At 68.7% G+C, this 18,042-nt stretch carries 17 protein-coding genes and 1 CRISPR repeat array; of the genes, 7 read left to right on the forward strand and 10 right to left on the reverse strand.

Translation table 11 applies throughout. The annotated features are described in order from the left end of the window. Positions 1 to 62: 62 nt before the first annotated feature. Genes ACHWVH_RS09660 through ACHWVH_RS09685 form a run of 6 tightly spaced genes read right to left on the reverse strand, consistent with a single transcriptional unit; the run spans position 63 to position 4,008 of the window. Positions 63 to 623 (reverse strand): DUF2884 family protein, encoded by a 561-nt coding sequence (locus ACHWVH_RS09660; protein WP_295925558.1) that lies wholly within the window; start codon positions 621 to 623, stop codon positions 63 to 65. A 45-nt stretch (positions 624 to 668) separates the two neighbouring features. Further along, positions 669 to 1,490, reverse strand: a complete 822-nt coding sequence (locus ACHWVH_RS09665; RefSeq protein ID WP_394687054.1) for a DUF4097 family beta strand repeat-containing protein — start codon at positions 1,488 to 1,490, stop codon at positions 669 to 671. Positions 1,491 to 1,533: 43 nt separating this feature from the next. Then, a complete protein-coding gene (locus ACHWVH_RS09670) occupies positions 1,534 to 2,526 on the reverse strand; it encodes a hypothetical protein (RefSeq protein ID WP_043092173.1) in 993 nt (330 codons plus the stop codon). After that, entirely contained in the window at positions 2,523 to 3,404 is an 882-nt protein-coding gene (locus ACHWVH_RS09675; RefSeq protein ID WP_267114386.1) for an ABC transporter ATP-binding protein, read from the reverse strand. Before ACHWVH_RS09675 ends, ACHWVH_RS09670 begins: the two co-directional genes overlap by 4 nt. After that, entirely contained in the window at positions 3,401 to 3,763 is a 363-nt protein-coding gene (locus ACHWVH_RS09680) for a GntR family transcriptional regulator (RefSeq protein ID WP_017908106.1), read from the reverse strand. Before ACHWVH_RS09680 ends, ACHWVH_RS09675 begins: the two co-directional genes overlap by 4 nt. 2 nt (positions 3,764 to 3,765) lie before the next feature. Continuing rightward, the gene (locus ACHWVH_RS09685; protein ID WP_010344229.1) at positions 3,766 to 4,008 is read right to left on the reverse strand and encodes a hypothetical protein; all 243 of its coding nucleotides are present in this window, start codon (positions 4,006 to 4,008) and stop codon (positions 3,766 to 3,768) included. A 130-nt stretch (positions 4,009 to 4,138) separates the two neighbouring features. Between ACHWVH_RS09685 and ACHWVH_RS09690 the strand changes: the two genes are divergently transcribed. The 7 genes from ACHWVH_RS09690 to ACHWVH_RS09720 all read left to right on the forward strand — a co-directional run bounded on the left by ACHWVH_RS09690 (position 4,139) and on the right by ACHWVH_RS09720 (position 11,114). Next, complete coding sequence (locus ACHWVH_RS09690; RefSeq protein WP_295925556.1) at positions 4,139 to 4,705, forward strand: glutathione peroxidase; 567 nt, start codon at positions 4,139 to 4,141, stop codon at positions 4,703 to 4,705. A 100-nt stretch (positions 4,706 to 4,805) separates the two neighbouring features. After that, positions 4,806 to 5,756 (forward strand): FKBP-type peptidyl-prolyl cis-trans isomerase, encoded by a 951-nt coding sequence (locus ACHWVH_RS09695; protein ID WP_148827766.1) that lies wholly within the window; start codon positions 4,806 to 4,808, stop codon positions 5,754 to 5,756. A gap of 15 nt (positions 5,757 to 5,771) precedes the next feature. Beyond that, positions 5,772 to 7,118 (forward strand): UDP-glucose/GDP-mannose dehydrogenase family protein, encoded by a 1,347-nt coding sequence (locus ACHWVH_RS09700; protein WP_017908103.1) that lies wholly within the window; start codon positions 5,772 to 5,774, stop codon positions 7,116 to 7,118. Next, positions 7,108 to 7,344, forward strand: a complete 237-nt coding sequence (locus ACHWVH_RS09705; RefSeq protein WP_295925553.1) for a SlyX family protein — start codon at positions 7,108 to 7,110, stop codon at positions 7,342 to 7,344. The genes ACHWVH_RS09700 and ACHWVH_RS09705 overlap by 11 nt, the downstream gene beginning before the upstream one ends. 27 nt (positions 7,345 to 7,371) lie before the next feature. Beyond that, positions 7,372 to 8,067 carry a DUF2058 domain-containing protein gene (locus ACHWVH_RS09710; protein ID WP_152182593.1) on the forward strand — a complete coding sequence of 232 codons (696 nt, stop codon included), beginning with the start codon at positions 7,372 to 7,374 and terminating at the stop codon, positions 8,065 to 8,067. Positions 8,068 to 8,069: 2 nt separating this feature from the next. Beyond that, positions 8,070 to 10,217, forward strand: coding sequence for an acyltransferase family protein (locus ACHWVH_RS09715; RefSeq protein WP_394687055.1), 2,148 nt, complete (start codon positions 8,070 to 8,072; stop codon positions 10,215 to 10,217). Positions 10,218 to 10,256: 39 nt separating this feature from the next. Beyond that, the gene (locus ACHWVH_RS09720; protein ID WP_394687056.1) at positions 10,257 to 11,114 is read left to right on the forward strand and encodes a transporter; all 858 of its coding nucleotides are present in this window, start codon (positions 10,257 to 10,259) and stop codon (positions 11,112 to 11,114) included. A 121-nt stretch (positions 11,115 to 11,235) separates the two neighbouring features. Further along, a CRISPR array of direct repeats spans positions 11,236 to 11,720; the repeat unit is 31 nt; unit sequence GTTTCAATCCACGCGCCCGTGAGGGCGCGAC. A gap of 236 nt (positions 11,721 to 11,956) precedes the next feature. On the opposite strand, the gene ACHWVH_RS09725 is transcribed toward ACHWVH_RS09720, so the two are convergent. The 4 genes from ACHWVH_RS09725 to ACHWVH_RS09740 form a co-directional block, all read right to left on the reverse strand. After that, positions 11,957 to 12,889 carry an NAD-dependent epimerase/dehydratase family protein gene (locus tag ACHWVH_RS09725; protein ID WP_394687057.1) on the reverse strand — a complete coding sequence of 311 codons (933 nt, stop codon included), beginning with the start codon at positions 12,887 to 12,889 and terminating at the stop codon, positions 11,957 to 11,959. 67 nt (positions 12,890 to 12,956) lie between these two features. Continuing rightward, positions 12,957 to 15,719 (reverse strand): methionine synthase, encoded by a 2,763-nt coding sequence (metH, locus tag ACHWVH_RS09730; protein WP_394687058.1) that lies wholly within the window; start codon positions 15,717 to 15,719, stop codon positions 12,957 to 12,959. Between the two features lie 103 nt (positions 15,720 to 15,822). Beyond that, positions 15,823 to 16,968: a homocysteine S-methyltransferase family protein gene (locus ACHWVH_RS09735; protein ID WP_394687059.1), complete on the reverse strand. Its 1,146-nt coding sequence runs from the start codon at positions 16,966 to 16,968 to the stop codon at positions 15,823 to 15,825. Continuing rightward, positions 16,965 to 17,966 (reverse strand): metalloregulator ArsR/SmtB family transcription factor, encoded by a 1,002-nt coding sequence (locus tag ACHWVH_RS09740; protein WP_295925834.1) that lies wholly within the window; start codon positions 17,964 to 17,966, stop codon positions 16,965 to 16,967. The genes ACHWVH_RS09735 and ACHWVH_RS09740 overlap by 4 nt, the downstream gene beginning before the upstream one ends. Positions 17,967 to 18,042 lie beyond the last annotated feature (76 nt).

Here is an 18,042-nt window from a genome sequence, read left to right on the forward strand (position 1 = left end):
GGTGGAGCGCGGACTCAGCGGGCGCTCGTGGACGATGGTCGCGGCAGCGTGGCTGCCGCCGATTACGCGGCCGAGTGCTTGCAGTCGCTGACGTCGCCGTCGTCGAGGGTGGAGTAGGGGCGGAACGCCGGCACCTTCTGCATCAGCGCATCCTGCGCGGCGCGCAGCGCGGCGACCTGGTCGCAGATCTTCAGCGCCGCCTGCTTGATCTTGTCGGCCTGCGCTTCGACCTGCGCGCCGATGTGCTCGGTGTCGCCGCTGAGCACGCCGCTGATCGCATCGCCGGCCGCCTTCACGCCGAGTGCCGCGCCGGCCTTGCCGACTTCCACACCCTGCTTGCCGACCGCCTCGATCTGGCTGCGGTAGGCCAGCAACAGGCGCTGCTGCTCGGCGTCCAGCGCGACCGGCTTGCCATCGATCAACAGCTTGCCGTCGCGGGTGATGGTGGCCGGCGGCTGGCCATCGGCCTTCAGGGTGAGGTCGCCGTTGAGGAAGGTCAGGCTTTGCGCGCCACCGTGATCGACGACGACGCGGTCGTTCGACGAGGCCGAGCGCTGGCAGGCGCTGAGCGAGAACAGCACGGCCAGGGCGACGCCGGCCAGGGACAGGGAACGGTACTGCATGGGCGCGTCCTCGTGTGGATGTGGAAGGAGAATCGGGTGACAGGATCAGCGCGGCTTGGGCAGGTTGACGCTGCCACGCACGCCGCGGTGGGTGACGTCGCCGCTGCCGACCTTCTGCACGCTCAGGTTGCCGCCGACGGTGCCGACATCCAGGTCGCCGGAGCCCACGGTCTGCACCGCGACATTGCCGGTGACGTCGCGCAGTTGCACGTCGCCGGAGCCGACGCTGTCGACCTGCACGCTGCCACGCACGCCGTGCACGGTCAGGTCGCCGGAGCCGACGGTGCCGACCTTGACGTCGCCGCCGACCTGATCGGCCTTGACGTCGCCCGAGCCCAGCGTCGGCAGGGCCACGCTGCCGACATTGCGCAGTTCGATGTCGCCGGAGCCGACCGTGGCGCTGACCGCGCCGCGAATGTTCTGCGCGTGCAGGTCGCCGGAGCCGACCTTGGCGTCGAGCGAGGCCACGCCGCTGATCTCGGCGTCGCCGGAGCCCAGTTGCAGCTGCACTGGCAGGTTGGCGGGGATGCTGCCGGCCAAGTTGAGGTAGGCGTAGCGGTTGCCGACGCTGATGCCGTGGATCTTGCCCTCGTGCTTCAGCGTCACCACCAGGGTGTCGCCGTCGTGGCGCTGGCGCAGGGTCAGCTCCTTGAGCATGTCGGCGTCGGAGGCGCAGGCACGGCCGCGCAGAGTGGAGTCGCCGCTGGCGCCGCTGAGCTTGAGGTCGTTCTGCTGCACGTCCAGCAGCACCGACTTGACCCCGGTCAGATCCAGCTTCAGTTCGCGCGGTTCGGAATACTTGCAGTCGTCGGCCATGGCGACGGCCGGCAGCGACAGCAGGGCACACAGGGCGAGGGTCTTGCGCATCGGAAAACTCCTTGCGGAAAAGGGTAGAGAGACGGAGGTGCGATCAGGCTTCGTCGCGCCAGCGGCGCACGTAGATCGCGGCGACGATGAAGGCCACGCCGACCGCGGCGCCGATCCAGATGTCGGGGTCGCGGAACAGCACCCAGCTGTCGCCGAGATGGATCGCATTGACCAGATCCTGCGGACCGCTGATGTGGGTCTCGGCCACCTGCTCGTTCAGCACCGGACCCCAGCTGCCGGGCAGCACGCTGAGCAGGCCGCGGTAGACCACGGTGTACCAGATCAGATTGTGGTTGACATCGAGCATCGGCAGGATGCCCATCATGCTGGCCATCACGCAGCCCAGGATCGGGATCAGCACCGCCCACAGGAACGGCTTGCTGCGCGCCCAGGCCGAGCACAGCATCAGCCAGCCGATCGCCGGCAGCGACCACATCACCTGCACCGGCAGTGCGGCCAGGACCATGCCGATGATGCGCAGCGGGTGCGATTCGGTGAAGACCGCGGTGCTCTGCGGGATACCGTTGACCGACAGGGTCAGGGCGGTGACCACCCACAGTGCAAGGCCGATCAGCAGGCCGATGCCGATCGCCAGCAGCGGCGCCAGCAGCAGCGCCCAGGCGGCCTTGGACAGCACGGTGCCGGTGTCCGACAGCGGCAGCGACTTCCAGAACAGCACGCTGCGGTCGCGGCGGTCGTCGTACAGCGCGCCCAGCGCGTAGAAGAACACCACGAAGCCGACCACGATGCAGGCCAGGATCACCCCGGCGAGCATGGTGCCGTCGCCGACCGCGCCGATGATCTGGTGGGCGTTGTTGGCCTGGCCTTCCCATTGCACATCGTTCAGACGTACGCCGCCGCCGTGGTTGCGGCCGGCGATGCTGCCGATGATCGACAGCACCGTGTACAGGGTGGCGACGATGCCGCCGGTGATGACCGGGGCCCACAGGAAACCGCCGCGGTGTTCCCAGAACTCGCGCTTGAGCAGCCACTTGAAGGTGGACACGGGAGAGATCGATTTGGCGGGAGCGTTCATGCGTAGGTGCCCTTCATGATGGCGACGAATAGGTCGGCCAGGCCGGGGGTGCGGGTTTCGCCGAGTGCGGTCAGCTGCGCCTGCGGCACGCCGTCGTACAGGAACACCGACTTGCCGAACGGCAGGCCGCGTTCGTCGATCGGCTGCAGCGCGCGCGCCGCCTCGATGCGCTCGGCCGGCACCAGCAGTTCGGTGTAGCGGGTGGCCATGTGCTCCATGTCGGCGCTGAGCACGATGCGGCCGTCGCGGATGAACAGCACGTCGGTGAGGATGTGCTCGATCTCCTCCACCTGGTGGGTGGTGATGATGATGGTCTTCTGTTCGTCGAAGTAGTCTTCCAGCAGGCGCTGGTAGAACTCCTTGCGGTACAGGATGTCCAGGCCCAGGGTCGGCTCGTCCAGCACCAGCAGGCGCGCGTCGATCGCCATCACCAGGGCCAGGTGCAGCTGCACGATCATGCCCTTGGACATCTCGCGCACCCGCAGCTTGGGCGAGAGCTTGGTGTTGGCCAGAAAGCGCTCGCACTTGGCGCGATCGAAGCGCGGATGCACGCCGGCGACGAAGTCGATCGCCTCGCTGACCCGCATCCAGCGCGGCAGCACCGCCACGTCGGCGATGAAGCACACTTCGTTCATCAGCGCGTCGCGCTGCTTGCGCGGGTCCATGCCCAGCACGCGCAGTTCGCCTTCCACGGCGGTCAGGCCCAGCACCGCCTTCAGCGCGGTGGTCTTGCCGGCGCCGTTGGGGCCGATCAGGCCGACGATGCGGCCCGGCGCGATGGCGAAGGACGCATCGGCCAGCGCCGGCTTGTTGTTGTAGGTCTTGCGCAACCCCTGCGCGTAGACGACGGATTCGGATGCGGCGACAGCGGCAGTCATGGCGTTTTCCCCGGTGGCAACAAGTCTTGCAATGTCAGGCCCAGGCGCTGGATGCGTTCCAGCACCAGAGGCCACTCTTCGTTGAGGAAGCGCTCGCGCTCGCTGCCGCGCAGCTTCTGCGCCGCTTCCTCGGTCATGAACATGCCCAGCCCGCGACGCTTCTCGACCAGGGCCTCGTCGGCCAGTTCCTGGTAGGCGCGCGAGACGGTGATCGGGTTGAGCTGGTACTCGGCGGCCACCTGGCGCACCGAGGGCAGGGCGTCGCCGGGCTTGAGGATGCCGTCGAGCATCATCGCGATGACGCGCTCCTTCAGCTGGCGGTAGATCGGAGCGCCGTCGCTCCATTGGATATCGCTCATGGTCAGCTCCGTGGGCGCAGGGTGCGCGCGAAGGAGAAATAAGGCACGGACAGCGAAGCCCGCAGACGCCGCACCGCCGGGACGGTAGAAGGTGCGGCGCCGGCGGCGCTGTCGTCGTGCGGCGTGCTGGCGCCATAATCCAGCGGCCGTCCCTGGTGGCGTTGGGCGCCGATCCAGCTCGCGCAGAGCAGGGTGCCGACGATGACCAGGGCCGGAAGACTGCGCTGGAGGCGTTTGAGGTTCATCGTGGGACCTGCTCTGGGTGAGTGGTGTTGTATTTAACTATAACACCGTTACACGGCATGTCAACACGCTGCAGACCCAACTTCTGACCTGGTCGCGTGCCACTTCCTTACTTCTTCTCGACGGTGCCCCATGAAACTTCCCAAGCGTCTGTTTTTCCTCGCGATCCTGGCCGCTGTCGGCACCGTCGGCAGTGTCTGGGCCGGCTCCTTGCTGGACCGGGACTACCGTCCGCTGGCCGGCAAGGAGAAGGTGAACCTGAACAAGACCTACGGCGGCAAGGTGCTGCTGGTGGTCAACACCGCCAGCAAGTGCGGCTACACCCCGCAGTACGACGGCCTGGAGAAGCTGCAGCAGCAGTACGCGGCGCAGGGCTTCAGCGTGCTCGGCTTCCCGTCCAACGACTTCAAGGGCCAGGAGCCCGGATCGGAGAAGCAGATCCAGGAATTCTGCACGCTCACCTACGGGGTGAAGTTTCCGATGTTCGAGAAGGTGCACGTGATCGGCGACGAGGCGACGCCGCTGTACAAGCAACTGACCCAGGCCACCGGCGTGGCGCCGGGCTGGAATTTCCACAAGTATCTGATCGCGCGCGATGGGCGCGTGGTCGCGCAATTCCCGAGCAAGGTCACGCCGGACGATCCGGCCTTGCGCAGTGCCATCGAACGCGAACTGAAAGCGCAGCCGGCGTCGCACTGAAAGCGGGTCAACATCTCGGCCGCACATGCGACAATGCCGGCCTCTGTCTGCGCCAGTTCGGCGCGTCCAGTTCACAGTTCACTTCCAGGGAAAGTAGCGAATGAAGATGGGAATGCGCGGCGCCGTGGCGTCGCTGGTGGTGGGGATGGCGATGGTCGCCGGTCACGCGTCCGCGCAGGCGCCGGCGGCCGGCGGCACGGCGACGACGCTGAGCACCGAGAAGCAGAAGGTCAGCTACGCGATCGGCATGGATGTGGCGCGTTCGTTCGAGCCGATCGCCCAGGACATCGACGTGGACGCGATGCAGCGCGCGATCGAGAACGCCTTCAAGCAGGGCAAGCCGCTGCTGTCCGATGAGCAGACCCAGGCCACCGACACCGCGCTGCGCACGCAGCTGGCCGCGCGCAACGGCCAGCCGGTGCCGGGCATGGCGCCGGGCACGCAGCCGCCGCCGGTGTCCAAGGAGAACGTGGGCCTGATGCTGGGCGACCGTGCGGTCGGTCCGTCGCTGGCGCGGATCCAGAACGACATCGATCTGCCGACGCTGATGGGCGCGGTGCGCACGGTGTTCGCCAAGGGCCAGACCGCGATGACCCAGGAGCAGGCGATGGCCACGCTGCAGGCCTTCGGTGCGTCCAAGCAGGCCGCGGTGGCGACCAAGAACAAGCAGGAAGGCAATGCCTTCCTGGCGCAGAACAAGAACCAGAAGGGCGTGATCACCACCCCGTCCGGCCTGCAGTACATGGTGCTGCGCGAAGGTAGCGGCGCGCGGCCCACGTCCAGCAGCAAGGTGCGGGTGAACTACGAGGGCAAGCTGCTCGACGGCACCGTCTTCGACAGCTCCTACAAGAACGGCCAGCCGGCCGAGTTCGCGCTGAACCAGGTCGTGCCGGGCTGGAGCGAGGGCGTGGCGCTGATGCCGGTGGGGTCCAAGTATCGCTTCTGGATTCCGTCCAATCTGGGCTACGGCCCGCAGGGAATGCCGGGCAGCCCGATCGGCCCGGATGCGATGTTGACCTTCGACGTGGAACTTTTGAACATCCTTCAATAACCGAAAGGAGATTACATGCGCGTAGCGATATTCGGCACCGGCTATGTCGGGCTCGTCACCGGAACCTGTCTGGCCGAAGTCGGCCACCATGTGGTGTGCGTAGACATCGACCAGGCCAAAGTGGATGGGCTCAACAAGGGCGTGGTCCCGATTTACGAGCCTGGCCTCTCGCCGATGGTCAAGGCCAATCACGCCGCACGGAGGCTGTTCTTCACCACCGATGCGGCCAGCGCCATCGCGCATGGGGATATCGTGTTCATCGCCGTCGGCACGCCGCCGGACGAGGACGGTAGCGCAGATCTGCAGTACGTGCTGGCGGTGGCTCGCACCATCGGCCAGCACATCCAGGGGCCGACCATCGTGGTCAACAAGTCGACGGTGCCGGTCGGCACCGCCGACAAGGTGCGTGCGGCGATCGCCGCGGAGCTGGAAGCGCGCGGCGAGGCGATCGAGTTCGACGTGGTCTCCAACCCGGAGTTCCTGAAGGAGGGCGATGCCGTCGCCGATTGCATGCGCCCGGACCGCATCGTCATCGGTAGCAGCAAGCCCGGCTCGGCCGCGCGCCTGCGTCGCCTGTACGCGCCGTTCAACCGCAACCACGACCGCATCGTGGAGATGGACGTGCGCTCGGCCGAACTGACCAAGTACGCGGCCAACGCGATGCTGGCGACCAAGATCAGTTTCATGAACGAGATCGCCAACATCGCCGAGCGCGTCGGCGCCGACGTGGAGAAGGTGCGCCAGGGCATCGGCTCTGATCCTCGCATCGGCTGGCACTTCATCTACCCGGGTGCCGGCTACGGCGGCTCGTGCTTCCCCAAGGACGTGCAGGCGCTGGCGCGCACCGCGCAGCAGGTCGGGCATGCGCCCCGGCTGCTGGATGCGGTGGAAGCGGTCAACGAGGCGCAGAAGGGCCATCTGTACGAGCTGATCCAGCGCCACTACGGTGCGGCGCAGTCGCTGAAGGGCAAGACCTTCGCGGTGTGGGGCCTGGCCTTCAAGCCCAACACTGACGACATGCGTGCCGCCTCCAGCCGCCGCCTGCTGGCGCAACTGTGGGAGGCGGGCGCGACGGTGCGTGCCTACGATCCGGAGGCGACCGACGAGGCCAAGCGCATCTTCGGCGAGCGCGCCGATCTGCATTTCTGCGACGATGCCTTCGACGCGCTGGAAGGCGCCGATGCGCTGGCGGTGGTCACCGAGTGGAAGCAGTTCCGCAGCCCCGACTTCACCCGCATGAAGGAGCTGATCGGCGATGCGGTGGTGTTCGACGGCCGCAATCTCTACGATCCGCAGGAAATCGAGAGCTTCGGCCTGGCGTATTACGGCATCGGCCGCGGACGTTCAATCCATGCAGCATGATTTTTCCACCCGGGATCGGTTGCTGGAGAACCGCCTGATCGAGCTGGAAACGCGCCTCTCCTTCCAGGAGCAGGCGCTGTCGGAAATGAGCGATGCCCTGGCCGAAGCCCGTATCGAAAGCCAGCGCAACGCCGAGTTGCTGCGTCACCTGCTCGAAGATCTGGGCAAGGTGCGCAGCACGCTCTACGCCGATCCGGCCGACGAACCGCCGCCGCCGCATTACTGATCCCCCGAACCGACCGATGCCGTCCCGATGAGCGATACCCTCCGCGAGCAATTGCTGGGCCTGGGCTTCAAGCCCGCGCCGAAACCCGAACGCAAAGCCCCGCCTGCCGCGCCGCGGCCGCAGGGACGGCCGGGCCAGCGCCCGGCACCGGCCGGGGCGCGCGGCGAGCGCGCTCCCGGCGGCGCGCCCAACGCCGGCAAGCCCGGCGGCGGGCGCAGTCGTCCGCACGGGAACGGCCCTGGCCAGGGCAAGCCGCAGGGCGCTGGCGGCCAGCCGGGGCGGCCGCCGCGCAGCCGCGAGGACATCGATCTGGCCAAGGCCTATGCGATCCGTGCCCAGCGCGAGAAGGACGAGCGCATCGAGGCCGAGCGGCAGAAGCAGGAAGAAGCGCGCCTGCGCCGTGAAGCGCGGGCCAAGCTCGACGAACTGCTCAAGGGCCAGGCGCTGAACCACGCCGAGGCCGACATCGCCCGCCATTTCCCCTATGGCGGCAAGATCAAGCGCATCTACGTCACCGCCGACCAGCTCAAGGCGCTCAACGCCGGCGAGTTGGGCGTGCTGCAGCAGAACGGTCGCTACCTGCTGGTGACCGCGGCGCTGCTGGACCAGGCCGAAGCGATCTTCCCGGCGGCGGTGGCGCTGCGGGTCGATCCGAACGCGACGGCAGAAGAAGACCCCTACGCCGATCCCAAGTACCAGATCCCCGACGATCTGGTCTGGTAAACGTGGCGCTGCCAGGGACGGGCACGCTGGCCGTCGGGCGCGGCCACACGCCGCCGCCCGCGCAGGCCGGCGGCGGCTATCTGCCGTACGTGGACGGGCTGCGCGCGATCGCGGTGCTGGCGGTGATCGCCTATCACCTGGACCCGCAGTGGTTGCCGGGCGGGTTCACCGGCGTGGACATGTTCTTCGTGATCTCCGGCTTCGTGGTCAGCGCGTCGTTGCAGCGCCTGCCGGCGGCCGGACAGCTGGGCGTGTTCGCGCAGTTCTATGCGCGGCGCCTGCGCCGCATCGCGCCGGCCCTGGTGGTGTGCCTGCTGGTCACGGCCCTGGCCAGCGGCCTGTTCATTCCCGAGTCCTGGCTCAGCGAGACCAGCGCCAGGACCGGGCGCATGGCCTTCGTCGGCCTCAGCAACTGGGTGCTGGCCGCGACCGGCAACGATTACTTCTCGCCCAAGGCCGAATTCAATCCGTACACGCATACCTGGTCGCTGGGCGTGGAGGAGCAGTTCTATCTGCTGTTCCCGTTGCTGTTCCTGGCCTGGAACCGTGGCGGCCGCGGTCGGGTGTGGTCGACGCTGCTGGTGGCGCTGGCCTCGGCCGCCTCGCTGGCGTTCGCCTGGCGGCATAGCCGCGATGCCGGCGATGCGGCGGCCGCGTTCTACCTGACCACCGCACGCTTCTGGCAACTGGGCAGCGGCGTGTTGCTGTACCAGGTGCTGGCGCTGCGCGGACGCTTCGAGGCCGGGACGCAGGCGTCGCCGCCGGGCGCCTGGAGCTGGCGTTCGCCGTTGCTGGCGATGGCGCTGGCGGCGGTGGTGGTCGGCCTGTGGTGCGCGCGTCCCGGCCACTCGCCGTGGCCGGATGGACTGTGGCCGGTGTTGGGCACACTCGCCCTGCTGGCGCTGCTGCATGGCGCCCCGGCGGGCTGGATCCGGCGCGCGCTGGCGCACCGCGTACCGGTGGCGATCGGCCGCGTCTCGTATTCGCTGTATCTGTGGCACTGGCCGGTGTTCGTGCTGTTCCGCTGGACCGTCGGTCTGGAATCGGCGCCGACCAGAGCCGCGGCGCTGCTGCTGGTCGCCTTGCTGGCGCTGGCCTCGTACCGCTGGGTGGAGCTGCCGTGGCGGCATGGCCGCATCGGCCGCGCGCGCACGCCGGCGCGGACCATCGTCGCCGGGCTGGGCCTGGTGCTGCTCGCCGGCGGCACCCATGCGCTGCTGCAGAACGCCCAGCGCTATTACGGGTTGAGCACGGTCAGCCGGCATCCGCTGGACTGGTACGCCTATGCCAAGGGCCTGCGCCGGGAGTTCCCGCAGTGCGCGCTGCAAACCCGCCAGGTGCCGGTGCAGGTGGGCAGCGCCAAGCTGTTCGAGCGCGGCGCCTGCACGCTGCCCAACCGCGATGACGGCGGCCAGGTGTTCGTGGCCGGCGACTCGCATGCGCTGGCCTACAACGAACTGCTGCGGCGCTTCGCGCTGCAGAGCGGGGTGCCGGTGCGACTTTACGGTGTCGGCGGTTGCCCGATCGTCGGCCTGCAGGCTTGGCAGGCCAGCAATCCCGGCTGCCAGGCCTATGAGCGCAGCACCCTGGCCGACGTCGCCGCGCACGCGCGCGACGGCGATGTACTTTTTCTGCCCGCCCTGCGCGTGCTGCGCCTGGCCGATCAGGACCGCCTGTTCGACGAGACTGCGGCGATGGCCGAGCAGGAGGGTGCCGAGGCGCAGGCCGCGCGCAGCGCTGGCGAAGCGGCTGCGGTCGCGCTGCTGCAGCCCTTGGCGCAGCGCGGCGTGCGTATCGTCTTCGAAGCGCCCAAGCCGGTGCTGCGCGCGCCGCCGTATCGCTGTTCGGACTGGTTCAACCGCGGCAATCCGATCTGCGCGCGCGGCATCCCGATCGCACGCGCGACGATGGAGCGCTACCGTGCGCCGGTGCTGCAGAGCCTGCAGCGCATCGCCGCGCAGCTGCCGCATGCCTCGGTGTGGGATCCGTTGCCGCTGCTGTGCGACGCGCAGTACTGCAGCGGCAGCCGCGACGGGCGCCCGCTGTTCTTCGATGCCGATCACCTCAGCGGCTACGGCAACCGGGTGCTGCTGCCGGGCTTCACATCGCACATTGCGGCGATCCAGGCACACTCGCCGCCGGCGCCTTGAGGCGCAGCCCTCCGCTCCCGCATCGCAAGGAGTTCGCGCATGCCTGTTCTGCCTTTTCTCGCGCCGCAGCGATCGCGGGCGGTGCCGTCGTTCGTCGCCACCCACCATGGCCGCCGGCCGCAGTTGCGCCGCCGCGGCGATGTGCTGCTGCGCGGGGCGCTGCTGCTGGCGGCCACTACCGGCACTGCCGGCGTGGCCTGCGCCGAGGACACGCCGGCGTTCGACCGGCCCGGTATCGGCTTCGCCTCGACCACCCTGCAGCGTGGCCAGTTGGCCTGGGAACAGGCGTTCTTCGATGGCAGCTACGACCGCGACGGCGACGTGCGCAGCACCGAATATGTCGCCAACAGCCGGCTGCGGTTCGGCCTGAGCGCACGCACCGAGTTGCAGCTGGCGATCGACAGCCAGGTGTGGCAGCGCGTGCGCGGCGGCGGGCAGGACCAGCGCGGGCACAGTGGCGGCGACGCCAGCATCGGCTTGAAGCAGGCATTGCCCAGCGCCAGCGACCGCGTCAGCTGGGCGTTGCTCGGCAGCGCCAGCCTGCCGGTCGGGCGCGCGCCGTACGGCGATGCCGGCCACCGCTACGACCTGGGCGTGAGTGCCGGCTGGGACCTGCCGGATGGGCGTAGCCTGGCGCTATACGGCAATGTCAGCGACAGCGAGGACGGCTCCGGCTGGAGCGTCTCGCCGAGCTACACCTTCTACGCCTGCGACACGCTGAGCGCCTACGTCGAGGCCGGCATCGGCGGCGGCGAGGACGAGATGCGCGCGCTTGGCAGCGGCGTCACCTGGCTGTTCGCCAACCGCGTGCAACTGGATCTGTCGGTGCTGCGCGGCCTGTCGTCGCAGACCCCGGACTGGCAGGGCGGCCTCGGCATTTCGGTGTTGCTGCGCTGAGGTCCATGGTGCGGTGATGGCGTGAATCGCGCCTCCGCGCAACCAAGGGCCTGGTACGGTTCCACCCAGGCGCCTTGGATGGCGGGACAGGCATGCGTGAGCGAGTCCCTGCCGGCAAGGGGTTTCAATCCACACGCCCGTAAGGGCGCGACCGGAACCGAGCAGCGCGTCGATCTTGCAAGCCAGGTTTCAATCCACGCACCCGTGAGGGCGCGACTGACGGGCAGCACGATTGTAATTCCAGCGGGAAGTTTCAATCCACGCGCCCGTGAGGGCGCGACCACGGCAACCAGTCGGTTTGCAGGCCGCCGGTGTGTTTCAATCCACGCGCCCGTGAGGGCGCGACCTCCTCATCATCCACCCCTGCAGACCACCGACTATGTTTCAATCCACGCGCCCGTGAGGGCGCGACTCGGGCCTGGTCGAGGCACGCGCGCCCTTGACGAGTTTCAATCCACGCGCCCGTGAGGGCGCGACTGGATTGAAGCAGGCCGACATCTCAAAGATCGAGTTTCAATCCACGCGCCCGTGAGGGCGCGACGCCTTGCAAATGGCGTTGTATCAAGATTTGGGCTGTTTCAATCCACGCGCCCGAGAGGGCGCGACAGCCCTCAGCATAACTGCCGGCCGGGACTAAGGAAAAAGTGCCGATTTCGCGAAACGGGCGTGCGGCGACGTGCAGGGGGCGGGGCTGCCTTGCCCGGTTTCATGGTGCCCAGGCATTTCCCTTTTTCGATCAAGTGCTTATCGGGATTCGCGAACCGGCCGGTAAAACCCCGGGCACTTCCGGTTCGCGCCGACGGCGCACATCCTTGCTCCGCCATCCGAACCCGGTGTGCCGATCAGCGCCGGGCGTTCAGTCGCTGACGGCGCGTCCGTCGTTGGGCGGCAGCACCTCGGGCACGTGCGTGTCGTATTGGTGCAGCACTTCCGCGAAACCATGGCGCGGTTGCCAGCCCAGCGCGTCCAGCGCCCGTTGCGGCGAATAGACGCGATCGATCCGTTCCGGCAGTGCCCAGCCGCGTTGCGCGAACGCCGCCACCAACGTCGGCGCGCGACGGTGCAGGACCGCCGGTGCCGCGGTGTGCAGCTCGGCGCAATCTTCGCGCAGGAACGGGGTGGCGCCGGAAATCACGAACGTCGCGCTTGCCGACCCGGCACGCCGCAATGCCGCCGCATGGGCCTCGGCGACGTCGCGCGCGTCGATGCCGCGATGCAGGCGGAATGCCGCCATCACGTTGACCGGTTCCGGGAAGCAGCGCGACATGCGCAGGATGCGCACGCTCGGACCGCCCTGGTCGGCCGCTTCGCGCAGCAGCGCCTCGGCCTCCAGCTTGGGTGTGGTGGTAGATGGTCTGCGGCTGCGGCGCCAGCGTCTCGTCGACCCAGCCGGCGCTGCCGTCGGGAGTGGCTGCGTCGCCATACAGCGCGGTGGTGCTGGTGAACACGATGCGGCGCACGCCGGCCGCCGCCGCGGCGTCCAGGACGCGGCGCGTGCCGTCGACGTTGACCTGGCGGAAGCGCGCCGCCGGCACATGCGCGACGTGCGGGGCATGCAGCGCGGCCGTGTGAATTACGGCGTCCACGCCCTGCAGTGCGCGCGCCAGCAGTGCGGCATCGTCGAGGTCGCCGACCCAGTCGGCGGTGGAGCAGGGCGTCCGGTCGAAGCCGCTGACGTGGTGCTCGCGCGCGAGCCGGATATGGATCGCGCGGCCGACCCGGCCGGCACTGCCGGTGACCACGATCTTCAATGGGGACGGTGTGGACATGGGCATCGGCGCTGGACTCGAAGGCGCGTGGGGCGGCACAGGCGCTATAGGAGCGCCTGCGGTCGGCGTGGGTTCACTCCGGATCGTAGTCCAGGTTCGAGGCCAGCCAGCGTTCGGCCTGTTGCAGCGAGACGCCCTTGCGCCGGGCGTAGTCGGCGAGTTGGTCCTTGCCCAGCCGGCCGACCACGAAGTACTGGCTCTGCGGGTGGCTGAAGTAGTAGCCGGACACCGCGGCGGTCGGCAGCATCGCGAAGCTCTCGGTGAGCGACATGCCGGCATTGCGACCGGCGTCGAGCAGGGCGAACAGGGTCTGCTTCTCGCTGTGGTCGGGGCAGGCCGGATAGCCGGGCGCGGGACGGATGCCGCGATAGCGCTCGGCGATCAGCGCCTCGTTGTCCAGTGCCTCGTCGTCGGCGTAACCCCAGAACTCGGTGCGCACGCGCTGGTGCAGGCGTTCGGCCAGCGCCTCGGCCAGGCGGTCGGCCAGGGCCTTGAGCAGGATCGCGTTGTAGTCGTCGTGCGCGGCCTCGAAGCGCGCCACGTGCGGTTCGATGCCGATGCCGGCGGTGACCGCGAAGGCACCGATCCAGTCCTGCCTGCCGCTGTCGTGCGGGGCGATGAAGTCGGCCAGGCAGAAGTCCGGGCGCTCGGCGGGCTTGTCGACCTGTTGTCGCAAAAAGTGCAGGGAATGGGGAATGGAGAATCGGGAATGGTCGAGCGGCGCGGTCGCGCCTGACGATTCCCCATTCCCGTTTCCCGATTCCCGGTCCGTCAGGACGACAACATCGTCGCCCACCGACTGCGCCGGCCACAGCCCGAACACGGCCTTGGCGGTCAGCCATTTCTCCTCCACGATCCGCTGCAGCATCGCCCGCGCGTCCTGGTACAGCTCGCTGGCCTGCTGGCCGACGATCTCGTCGGTGAGGATCGCCGGGAACTTGCCGGCCAGTTCCCAGGCCTGGAAGAACGGGGTCCAGTCGATCAGCGGGACCAGGTCGTCCAGCGGGTAGTCGTCGAACACGTGCAGGCCGGGCTGCCTGGGCGCCGGCGGGGTGTAGGCGTCCCAGCCGCCGTCGAAGCGTTGCCCGCGCGCGTGCGCGAGCGAGACCAGGCGCTTGGCGTCGCCGCGGTTCTTGTGGCGCTGGCGGATCTCGGCGTAGTCGGCGTCGTTGGCGGCCACGAAGGCCGCGCGCAGTTCGCGCGAGATCAGCGATTGCGCCACGCCCACCGCGCGCGAGGCGTCCTTGACCCACACCGTCGGCGCCGCGTAATGCGGGTCGATCTTCAGCGCGGTGTGCGCGCGCGAGGTGGTGGCGCCGCCGATCAGCAGCGGCATCGAGAAGCCCTGCCGCTGCATCTCGCGGGCGACGTGGGTCATCTCTTCCAGCGACGGGGTGATCAGCCCCGACAGGCCGATGATGTCGGCGTTCTCGGCACGGGCGCGGTCGAGGATGGTCTGGGTCGGCACCATCACACCCAGGTCGATCACGTCGAAGTTGTTGCAGGCCAGGACCACGCCGACGATGTTCTTGCCGATGTCGTGCACGTCGCCCTTGACCGTGGCCATGACGATCTTGCCGTTGGACTTGCCGGTGTCGCCGCTGCGCAGCTTCTCCGCCTCGATGTAGGGCAGCAGGTAGGCGACCGCCTTCTTCATCACCCGCGCCGACTTCACCACCTGCGGCAGGAACATCTTGCCGGCGCCGAACAGGTCGCCGACCACGTTCATGCCGTCCATCAGCGGGCCTTCGATCACGTCCAGCGGCCGCGCGGCCTGCTGCCGCGCCTCTTCGGTATCGACCTCGACGAACTCGTCGATGCCATGCACCAGCGCATGGCTCAAGCGCTCGCGCACCGTCTTCTCGCGCCACGCCAGCTTCTCCCGGGACCCGGGTCCCGAGTCCCGGGTCCCGGCCTTCTTAAAGCGTTCGGCGATCTCCAGCAGGCGCTCGGTGGCGTCGCGGCGGCGGTTGAGGATCACGTCCTCCACGCGCTCGCGCAGCTCCGCATCCAGTTCGTCGTAGATCGGCATGCCGCCGGCGTTGACGATGCCCATGTCCATGCCCGCGGCGATGGCGTGATACAGGAACACCGAATGGATCGCCTGGCGCACGGTCTCGTTGCCGCGGAACGAGAACGACACGTTGGACACACCACCGGAGACGTGGCAATGCGGCAGGGTGCGTTTGATCTCGCGGGTGGCCTCGATGAAGTCGACCGCGTAGTTGTCGTGCTCCTCGATGCCGGTGGCCACGGCGAAGATGTTCGGATCGAAGATGATGTCTTCCGGCGGGAACCCGACCTGCTCGGTGAGGATGCGGTAGGCGCGGGTGCAGATCTCCACCTTGCGCGCGCAGGTGTCGGCCTGGCCGACCTCGTCGAAGGCCATCACCACCGCCGCGGCGCCGTAGCGCAGCACCTTGCGCGCGTGCTCGACGAACGGCGCCTCGCCTTCCTTGAGCGAGATCGAGTTGACCACGCTCTTGCCCTGCAGGCACTTCAGCCCGGCCTCGATCACGCTCCACTTGGAGGAGTCGACCATCACCGGGATGCGTGCGATGTCCGGCTCGGACATGATCAGGTTGAGAAAGCGCACCATCGCCTTCTCCGAGTCGATCAGACCCTCGTCCATGTTGACGTCGAGGATCTGCGCGCCGTTGGCGACCTGCTGGCGCGCCACCTCCACCGCCTCCTCGTAACGCTCTTCCTTGATCAGCTTGCGGAACTGCGCGCTGCCGGTGACGTTGGTGCGCTCGCCGACATTGACGAACAGCAGGTCCGGAGTCAGCAGCAGTGGTTCCAGGCCGGACAGGCGGGTGTGGCGGGCGGAGGACATGGTCAGCGTTCCGGAAACGGGGAGGTGCCGGCGCACGCGCAGGCGGCAGCGTGCCCGCGCAGGACTGCGCGGGCGGGGGCGGCGGGCGTGCGCGCGACGGACATCAGGCGGCCTGCGCCGGCGCCGCCAGCGGCACGCGCGGCGGCAGCCCGCGCACGGCCTCGGCGATGGCGCGGATGTGCGCCGGGGTGGTGCCGCAGCAGCCGCCGACCAGGTTCAGCAGCCCGGACTCTGCGAACTCGCGCAGCGTCGCCGCCATTTCCTCGGGGGTCTCGTCGTACTCGCCGAAGGCGTTGGGCAGGCCGGCGTTGGGATGCGCGCTGACGTAGCCATCGGCGATCCGCGCCAGGGTCTCCACGTGCGGCCGCAGGTCCTTGGCGCCGAGCGCGCAGTTCAGCCCGACCGAGAGCGGCCGCCCGTGCGCGACCGAGGCATAGAACGCTTCGGCGGTCTGCCCGGACAGGGTGCGGCCGGAGGCGTCGGTGATGGTGCCGGAGATCATCACCGGCAGGCGCCCGCCGCGTGCGTCGAACACCTCCTCGATCGCGTACAGCGCGGCCTTGGCGTTGAGCGTGTCGAAGATGGTCTCCACCATCAGCGTGTCTGCGCCGCCGTCGATCAGGCCGTCGATGGCCTCGCGGTAGGTGGAGCGCAGCTCGTCGAAGCTGGTGTTGCGGAAGCCGGGGTCGTTGACGTCCGGACTGATCGAGGCGGTGCGGCTGGTCGGGCCGAGCACGCCGATCACGAACCGCGGCTTGTCCGGCGTCAGCGCTTCGACCGCGTCGCAGCAGGCACGCGCGACCTGCGCGCCGGCCTTGTTGAGTTCGTAGACCAGGTGTTCCAGGTGGTAGTCGGCCTGGCTGATCGACGTCGCGTTGAAGGTATTGGTCTCGAGCAGGTCGGCGCCGGCGTCGAGGTAGGCGCGGTGGATCTCGGCGATCACCTCCGGCCGGGTCAGCAGCAACAGGTCGTTGTTGCCCTTCAGGTCGTGGCCCTGCGGCGCGTGGTCGCAGCCGGGGCCGTGCACGTGTGCGGCCTGCGCGTCGTAGCCCTCGGCGAAGCGCTCGCCGCGGTAATCGGCCTCCTGCAGCCCATGGCGCTGGATCATCGTGCCCATCGCGCCATCGATGATCAGGATCCGCTCGGACAGGGCCTGCAGCAGCGCCTCGGCGCGCTGGGGGTGGAGCCATTGGGAGGCCGGGAGTGGGGAATGGGGAATGGGGAATGGGGGAGGAGCGACGGCGCTCATGCGACATCTCCTGCGGCCACCTTGGCCTTGGCGGTTGCTTTTTCGATTCCCGATTCCCCACTCCCGATTCCCGGCTTCCCCGCAATCAACGAAATCACTTCGAAGTGCGGCGGGCGCTTCTCGCGGGTCACGGTTTCCAGGCTGGAGACTTCGAGCCTGGCCTTGCCGACGAACTTGCGCAGTTCCTTGGCCGAAAAGCCGAGGTTGACGTGGCCGTAGGCCTGCACCGCGGCCTTGTGCTCGTGGCGCGCCAGGCTGCACAGCAGCAGGCGGCCGCCCGGGCGCAGCACCCGCGCCGATTCGCAGACCGCCTGCGCCGGCTTGGTCGCATAGGTCAGGGCATGCATCATCACCACCAGGTCGAAGCTGGCATCGGCGAAGGGCAGGGCATGCATGTCGCCCTCCCGCACTTCCACGTTGCCGAGCCGGCGCAGGCGTTCGCTGGCCGCGGCCACCACCCGTGCGCTGGTGTCGATGCAGACATAGCGGCGTGCGTGCGGCGCCACCAGTTCGGCCAGCACGCCGTCGCCGGAGGCGATGTCGAGCACATCGCCGGTCTCCAGCAGCGGCAGGGCGGTGCGTGCCAGCGCTTCCCAGGTGCGGCCGGGCGAATAGTGGCGCTCCATGTCGCCGGCCACCGAGTCGGCCCAGTTCTGGTCGGCGGCGCGGTTGGCCAGCACCGCGGCCACGCGCTCGGCGTCCTGGCGCAGCAGCGGGTCGTCGCTGCCGGTGCTCAGCGCCAGCCACAGCGCGCGCTGGGCCGGGTCCAGCAGGGTCTCGTCGAAGCGATAATAGGCCGACACGCCGGCGCGGCGGTCGCGCACCAGCCCGGCCTCCTTGAGCTTGGCCAGGTGGGTCGAGACCCGCGGCTGCGCCAAGCGGGTGATGGCCGACAACTCGGCCACGGTCAGCTCCTCCTGTTCCAGCAGTGCCAGCAGGCGCACGCGGGTGGCGTCGGCGAAGACCTTCAGCCGGGACGACCAGTCCTCCAGATCCATAAATATCTTCCTATCGCGATATAGAGATATTTTGGTCCGCGCGGCGGTTCCGGTCAAGTTGCACACGCCGGCGTAT

This window comes from uncultured Xanthomonas sp., from assembly GCF_964278005.1.
Taxonomy (GTDB): Bacteria; Pseudomonadota; Gammaproteobacteria; order Xanthomonadales; family Xanthomonadaceae; genus Xanthomonas_A; species Xanthomonas_A sontii.